General features: G+C 45.9%; 8 protein-coding genes. 6 read left to right on the top strand and 2 right to left on the bottom strand.

The window, feature by feature from the left end; genetic code table 11:
* The 5 genes from WBV75_RS02780 to WBV75_RS02800 form a co-directional block, all read left to right on the top strand.
* Positions 1-520: S41 family peptidase (locus tag WBV75_RS02780; RefSeq protein WP_424119133.1), on the top strand; the 520-nt coding region annotated here is incomplete at its 5' end.
* A 134-nt stretch (positions 521-654) separates the two neighbouring features.
* A complete protein-coding gene (locus WBV75_RS02785) occupies positions 655-1,350 on the top strand; it encodes an ABC transporter ATP-binding protein (protein WP_424119134.1) in 696 nt (231 codons plus the stop codon).
* Positions 1,343-2,107, top strand: a complete 765-nt coding sequence (locus WBV75_RS02790; RefSeq protein ID WP_424119135.1) for an ABC transporter permease — start codon at positions 1,343-1,345, stop codon at positions 2,105-2,107. The genes WBV75_RS02785 and WBV75_RS02790 overlap by 8 nt, the downstream gene beginning before the upstream one ends.
* A gap of 52 nt (positions 2,108-2,159) precedes the next feature.
* On the top strand, positions 2,160-2,519 hold the full coding sequence (locus WBV75_RS02795) for a hypothetical protein (RefSeq protein ID WP_424119136.1): 360 nt from the start codon (positions 2,160-2,162) through the stop codon (positions 2,517-2,519).
* Between the two features lie 88 nt (positions 2,520-2,607).
* Positions 2,608-3,630 (top strand): alpha/beta hydrolase, encoded by a 1,023-nt coding sequence (locus tag WBV75_RS02800; RefSeq protein ID WP_424119137.1) that lies wholly within the window; start codon positions 2,608-2,610, stop codon positions 3,628-3,630.
* Positions 3,631-3,782: 152 nt separating this feature from the next.
* Here WBV75_RS02800 and WBV75_RS02805 read toward each other — a convergent pair whose 3' ends face one another.
* Complete coding sequence (locus tag WBV75_RS02805) at positions 3,783-4,136, bottom strand: winged helix-turn-helix transcriptional regulator (RefSeq protein ID WP_424119138.1); 354 nt, start codon at positions 4,134-4,136, stop codon at positions 3,783-3,785.
* A gap of 114 nt (positions 4,137-4,250) precedes the next feature.
* Between WBV75_RS02805 and WBV75_RS02810 the strand changes: the two genes are divergently transcribed.
* Positions 4,251-5,114 (top strand): SDR family oxidoreductase, encoded by an 864-nt coding sequence (locus WBV75_RS02810; protein WP_424119139.1) that lies wholly within the window; start codon positions 4,251-4,253, stop codon positions 5,112-5,114.
* Between the two features lie 187 nt (positions 5,115-5,301).
* Here the strand turns inward: WBV75_RS02810 and WBV75_RS02815 are convergent.
* A partial coding sequence (locus tag WBV75_RS02815; protein WP_424119140.1) for a tetratricopeptide repeat protein occupies positions 5,302-6,199 on the bottom strand: 898 nt, incomplete at its 5' end.

A 6,199-nucleotide genomic window follows, 5' to 3' on the forward strand; every position in this document is an offset into this window, starting at 1 on the left:
GATATCCTATTTCGCAGATAAACCCTTCACCTGGACCTCCAGGTTTACCCTAAAGACCAGTTCGTTCCTCAAAGCCCATGTCCGGCAAAACAATGATACTACCAGCGTATACTGGCAGGAAGTGCTCAACCATAAGGATGGTGAGATCTACCAGTATGACTTTGATCCCTATAGGCCGCAACCTGTGAGAAAACGATTTACCGGCGAGGTGTATGTAATGGTCAACCGGCAATCGCATTCGCAGGCCGCGGTAACTGCTGCCCAAATACAGGATAATGGCTTCGGGATCATCGTAGGTGAGGAAACAGGGGATTATCCTTCCCTCTATGCGTCAGTTTTCAGGTATCCCCTTCCCAATACGGGGATATCCGTCCAGGTCTCCAAAGGATATATCGAACGCGTCAACGGAAGTACGGCAGCGGAAGGGGTCATCCCGGATATATTTATCAAGGACCATCTGCTGGACGAGAAAGATGAGATTTTGGAAGGGCTGCTGATGGAAATAAATAGCGGTCGCTAAAATTTATCCTCTGTACTGAAATGCTTTTTCCGGGTCATTGGGTAAATTGATTGAGGGGGAGGGGGAGCTTTTCCCTGCATGATTATCCTTACTTTTACGTATAAGGCTTATCATTACTCCATCGCCATTGCTTTATGATTGAACTCAACAAGGTCGGATTTCAGTATTCCGGAAACGATCCGCTCATCCGGGAAATTACATTTACCCTGGAGAGGGGGGGCATCCTGGGCCTGCTGGGCCACAATGGATCCGGGAAATCCACCCTGATGAAATTGATCGGTGGCCTGCTCCGCCCGAAATCAGGAACAATCCGGATCATGGACATACCCCTGGATGCGCTGAGCCGAAAGACCCTCTATAAAAGTATGTCTATGATGATCGAGGAGCCTTCCCTTTACGGACATTTAAGTGTTTGGGACAACCTGAGGATACGGTCGCTCTACCATCAGACGGACCTCGATAAGATTACGCCCGTATTGCAGCAGGTGGGGATGTATGAATTCAGGGATCGCAGGACTGCAAAGCTCAGTACCGGCATGAAGCAGCGGGTAGGTCTGGCTGCAGCACTACTTTCAGATCCCGAAATATTGCTGCTGGACGAACCTACCAACGGAATGGATCCGCAGGGAATCATTGAGATACGCCAAATGATCAAGGACCTGAGCAAAGCGGGAAAGACGATTATTGTATCGAGTCACTTACTTTCCGAGATCGAAAAAACTGCCCGGCAGGTGATGATCCTGAAAAACGGGGAGAATGTTTTTTTCGGATCTATTGAAAACCTGCAGGGTCACCGGGACCTGGAATCATTTTACCTGAACTATGCTTGATTTTTTCAGATTCACAAAAGCGGAATTCATAAAGCTGAAAGGTTCAGGTATGTTCTGGCTCGCCACAGCAGGAACGGTTTTCACCAACCTTATGATGGCCATACTTCCTTTTAATTTTTCCATAGTTTCTCAATATCTCGAAATGGACCCGCTGGGAAGCTGGGAAGGCTGGATTCGTTTCCATTACCTGGGCATCCTGCCCATGCTATTGCCGATGTATCTGGTGATTTTATGCGCTTTGGCCCTGCTTATGGAAAATCGGTCGAGTGCATGGAAAATGTTATATGCCCTGCCATCATCCAAAGCAATGGTCTACCTCAGCAAACTCAAAGTGGTTGCCCTTGTTTTTGCTTTTTCCCATTTGTTGTTCTTATTGCTCCTGGTACTGATCCCTTTGATAACCGGAACCTCATTTGCCCAGTCGCAAATGCCCGTTAATTTGCTGCTGAAACTAGGATTTGGAACCATTGTCAGTTGCATGGGCATCCTGTCCCTGGTATATTTTATATCATATTTCTTCAAAAGTTTTGTCTTCCCCCTCGCTGTGGGAATCCTTGGTTTTGTTCTGGCCCAGCTCATCAAAGACTATCAGCTCGATGGCTCCTACTTTCCATTCTCCTGGCCCTCAATTACCATGGATTCGATATTTCTGGGCGCACCGGACTGGAAGACACTGGGAATCAATATACTTTTCATGATGGTGGTAACCCTTGTGGGTTATGTACTTGCCAACCGAGATCAGACGAAATCCTATTAACACATACTACTCCGGCAAATTGATTTTTCCGATAAAACTTAAATATCCAATAATGAAAAACATCCTTTTAATTTTCGTTCTGATTCTCTCAGTTCAAATTGAACTCAAAGCCCAGACGGTCTTTGAACTCAACTCCAATCAAAGCATGTTAATGTTTGGTAAAGGCCCGGGACAGGACGCGACAATTAACCCTTTCGAAGGAGAAGACTGTTATGCCGTTATCAAAAACATTGGCGATGAACCCTTTTCGGCACGAGTGCAGCAAAAAGGGAAAATCATTGAAATCTTTGCAGTCAACCCAAATGAAACCAAAAAGGTAAAACTTTTGGTCGGCCATGAATTGTACCTGGATTATGAAAATCAAAACAAAGCTCTGGTCAGTATTGAGTACGAAAAAATTAGTCAGAAATAATTTTAATTCAGCTGAATCCTTCCGGCGAATTAGCATGGAAAATCACAGAATGCAGTATCTTTAAAACCATTGCCAGTCCTCTTGATATATGATGCGAAAAACTTTAAAATTCCTCCTGTTCTTTGCCGGCCTGCTGTTGCTGGTCTATTTTCTGGGTCCTGAAGTAGATACCCCCATCCTGGATAGATCCCGACCCGTCATCACATCGAATTTGACACAGCTAGAAGCGGAAATCAACCGACATGAAGCGGCCATCCCCAATATAAAACCCGACAATGAAGCCCGAATTATCTGGGCGGACAGTATTCCAAAGAAAACGGCTTACAGCATTGTTTATTTACACGGCTGGTCTGCCAGCCAGGAAGAGGGCGACCCGATTCACATAGAAACGGCTAAACGCTACGGGTACAATTTGTACCTCCCCCGCCTGTCCGGCCATGGATTGATTGAGGACGAACCTTTGCTGACAATCACTGCCGATAAATTGGTCAATTCTGCCAAGGAGGCTATTGCAGTGGGGAAGCAACTTGGGGACAAGGTGATTTTGATGGCTACGTCAACCGGCGGGACACTGGCCCTTTACTTGGCAGGGGGCGACCCTGATATAGCCGGCTTGCTCCTGTACTCACCAAATATTGAGATTTTTGACTCCAATGCTAAATTACTGACGAAACATTGGGGGGTGCAACTGGCCAAATTAGTTAAGGGAGGGGATTACCACGAATTCGAGGATCCTACTGAGGCCGATCGTAAATACTGGACGACCAAATACCGCGTGGAGGCCCTTGCCCAACTTCAGGTACTTATGGATGAAACCATGACCGAAGAGACTTTCCGGAGTGTGAAACAGCCTGTATTTTTAGGATATTATTATAAGGATGAGATCCACCAGGACAGCACAGTATCTGTCTCTGCCATGCTGCGTATGTTCGATGAGCTCGGCACCCCTGCAGACCAAAAAAGGAAAGTAGCTTTTCCCAATGTTGGCGAGCATGTGATGACCTCTTATATTACCTCCAAAGACCTGGAATCCGTGAAAAGGGAAACGAATAGCTTTATGGAAGAGGTTTTGGGTCTGAAACCCCAATTGACAGTAGGTAGTTGGCAGTAGGCAGTTGGCAGTGGCAGTGGCAGTGGCAGTGGCAGTGGCAGTTGGTCTTAGGCAATTGACCGTTGGAGTAAGGCGGTTTCAGTAGGCCGGGAACTGGCTCATGAGGCAGATTCCAACTTAAATATCATGGATGGATTTCGTGCTGAAATACGTCAGATCGTTTTAGTCAGCGATTTCTTATAATCCTCAACCAGATAGGTACCCCACTCGGCAATAGAACCAAAAACCGGAATGAGGGCTTTTCCCTTTTCGGTCAGTTCATATTCGACCCTTGGCGGAGTTTCAGCATAAGAAGTCCTGTTCACGAGCCCGTCCCGAACTAATTCGTTCAATTGGGAGGTCAATACCTTCCTCGAAATCCCGACAACGGACAGGTGTAGTTGTCCAAACCGTTTTTTAGACCTGTTTAACTGGTAAATGATTACTGGCTTCCATTTACCCCCTATTACAGATAAGGCCTGCGTTAGGGGACATAATGGGTTCTTACAACTCGCTTTCTTTTCCATAGTATTAGTAACCCGGGAGTAACTAGTTTTTTAGCTTATTTCCAGTCAAAGTTACAAAAAGTAACTTTAATTAGTAACTTTGTGTAACTATTAATTTAAAAACAAGTCAACACCATGGACAATAAGGTCATCTTAATTACAGGAACAAACAGTGGATTCGGATACTTAACCGCCAAAGGAGCTGCGGCAAAGGGGCATACGGTCTATGCAGGAATGCGTAACACTACAAACAGGAATGCAGAAAAGGCGAATGAACTGAATGGAATAGAAAACATTACCGTGGTTGAAATTGACGTCACTCATCCGACGCAGGTACAATCCGCCATTGAAGGAATTATTGAAAAGGAAGGCAAACTGGATGTTTTAGTCAACAACGCCGGATACTACGGAGGTGGCATAACCGAAACCTTTTCAGAGCAGGACATGGAGAACATGTTCAATGTAAACGTCAAGGGTCCCTGGAGGACGATTAAATCTTCCCTCCCTCAAATGCGGAGGCAAGGCGAGGGATTGATCATAAACATATCCAGTGGCCTGGGAAGGTTCTCCGCCCCCTTTATGACAATGTACAACAGTACCAAATTTGCTCTGGAAGGACTGACCGAAGGCCTGCACTACGAAGTACGCCCTCTTGGCGTAGATGCCGTTCTAGTGCAACCCGGCGCCTTCCCTACAGAGATATTCTCTAAATCTGCCTATGGAACCGATCAGGAATTGGCGGCAGAATACGGAGATCTGGCAAATATCCCCGAGCAAATGGGGCAGGGCATGCAGGAAATGTTTGAAAAGGTAAAACCGAGTCCGCAAATGGTGGCAGACGCCATTTTTAAGCTCGTTGAAATGCCTAAAGGTGAACGGCCTTTAAGAACAGTTGTAGACGCGATAACCGGACAATTTGTTGAAAGTGCCAATGCGAATGTCAAAGAAGACTATAACAATTTCATTTCAGCCTTTGGAATGGGGTCGCTATTGAACTAACTGCACGAATTAATTCTTCGTACATCCCTCTGATTAATTGTAATCCGGGGGATTTTTTATGAGGCCCCACGAAAAGTTCTGAAAAACAACCACAGTAGACACCATAGGAATCAATCGATACAGGGATTTCTATTTCTTGAGTTGTTGCGGGATGAGAAAGCTCAATCCACAGGGCCTTTACTTAAGGTCAGATCAGTCCCTTTTCCTCCAACGACTTTTTCAGCACAGCCTGGTTTTCCCAAAATCGCTCCCTGATTTTCCGAATTACCGCCTTGTACTCCGGATGGCTTTTCAGGGGATTCATGATTGGATCTTCCTCTATAAACAGCAAAATCCAGTACTGGTAATTGTCCTGGGTCGCGAAAATCTTAAGTTGCTCAATCGCAGCATCGTATTTCCCCTCATGGACATACTTCACTGCTGTACTGGCGCTTTTATAAATAGACTCATCCCTTTCGCAATACTCCGCATAGGAACTGAAAAATTCCTCAGCCTGCCGCTCGAGACCCATTTTTTCATAAGTTACCCCTATCTTGATATCTTCCTGGGGATACATCTCCAAACCCAGGCGGTCACGGGCATTGACAAATTTCTCATAATAAAAGTAAGCGCTGTCGTAATGCTCTTGAAAATAGTACATTTTGGCAACCTCCTGCATTATATCGAGACGGGTGGTATCTTTTTGAAACTCAGCCTCCAGGAGTCGCCCGGTTTGGGCTATATCACCGTTTTGGGCGTGGGAAATGTAAATCTTCACCAGGGGGGCGTAATAGTTCCCGGGGTCATAATCCAAAGACTTGTTGATATAGGTCATGGCTTCATTCACAAAGCCGGATTGAACCAGGGCATTGCTCAGGGCCAAATAAAGATAACTCTGGGCGATGGAATCATTGCCCCCAATATCCAATTGAATACCCTTTAATGCATATTGCAGATATTTACCCGTATTGGGAATCGCCCGGGCATAGAGATCCCCCAGCATCTGAACGACACCGGAGGAATTAGGGTTGTACTCCAGTGCTTTCTCCAGGTGGGGAACCGCCAGGTTGAATTCCCCAATATGAATATAATAGAGCGCCTTGGCG

This window comes from Robiginitalea sp. (assembly GCF_049588695.1).
In the GTDB taxonomy this organism is placed as follows: Bacteria; Bacteroidota; Bacteroidia; order Flavobacteriales; family Flavobacteriaceae; genus Robiginitalea.

Excerpts from the sequence above, each read along its gene's own strand:
- WBV75_RS02785 (WP_424119134.1), top strand. The coding sequence starts at position 655 with ATGATTGAACTCAACAAGGTCGGATTTCAGTATTCCGGAAACGATCCG.
- WBV75_RS02790 (WP_424119135.1), top strand. The coding sequence starts at position 1,343 with ATGCTTGATTTTTTCAGATTCACAAAAGCGGAATTCATAAAGCTGAAA.
- WBV75_RS02795 (WP_424119136.1), top strand. The coding sequence starts at position 2,160 with ATGAAAAACATCCTTTTAATTTTCGTTCTGATTCTCTCAGTTCAAATT.
- WBV75_RS02800 (WP_424119137.1), top strand. The coding sequence starts at position 2,608 with ATGATGCGAAAAACTTTAAAATTCCTCCTGTTCTTTGCCGGCCTGCTG.
- WBV75_RS02805 (WP_424119138.1), bottom strand. The coding sequence starts at position 4,136 with ATGGAAAAGAAAGCGAGTTGTAAGAACCCATTATGTCCCCTAACGCAG.
- WBV75_RS02810 (WP_424119139.1), top strand. The coding sequence starts at position 4,251 with ATGGACAATAAGGTCATCTTAATTACAGGAACAAACAGTGGATTCGGA.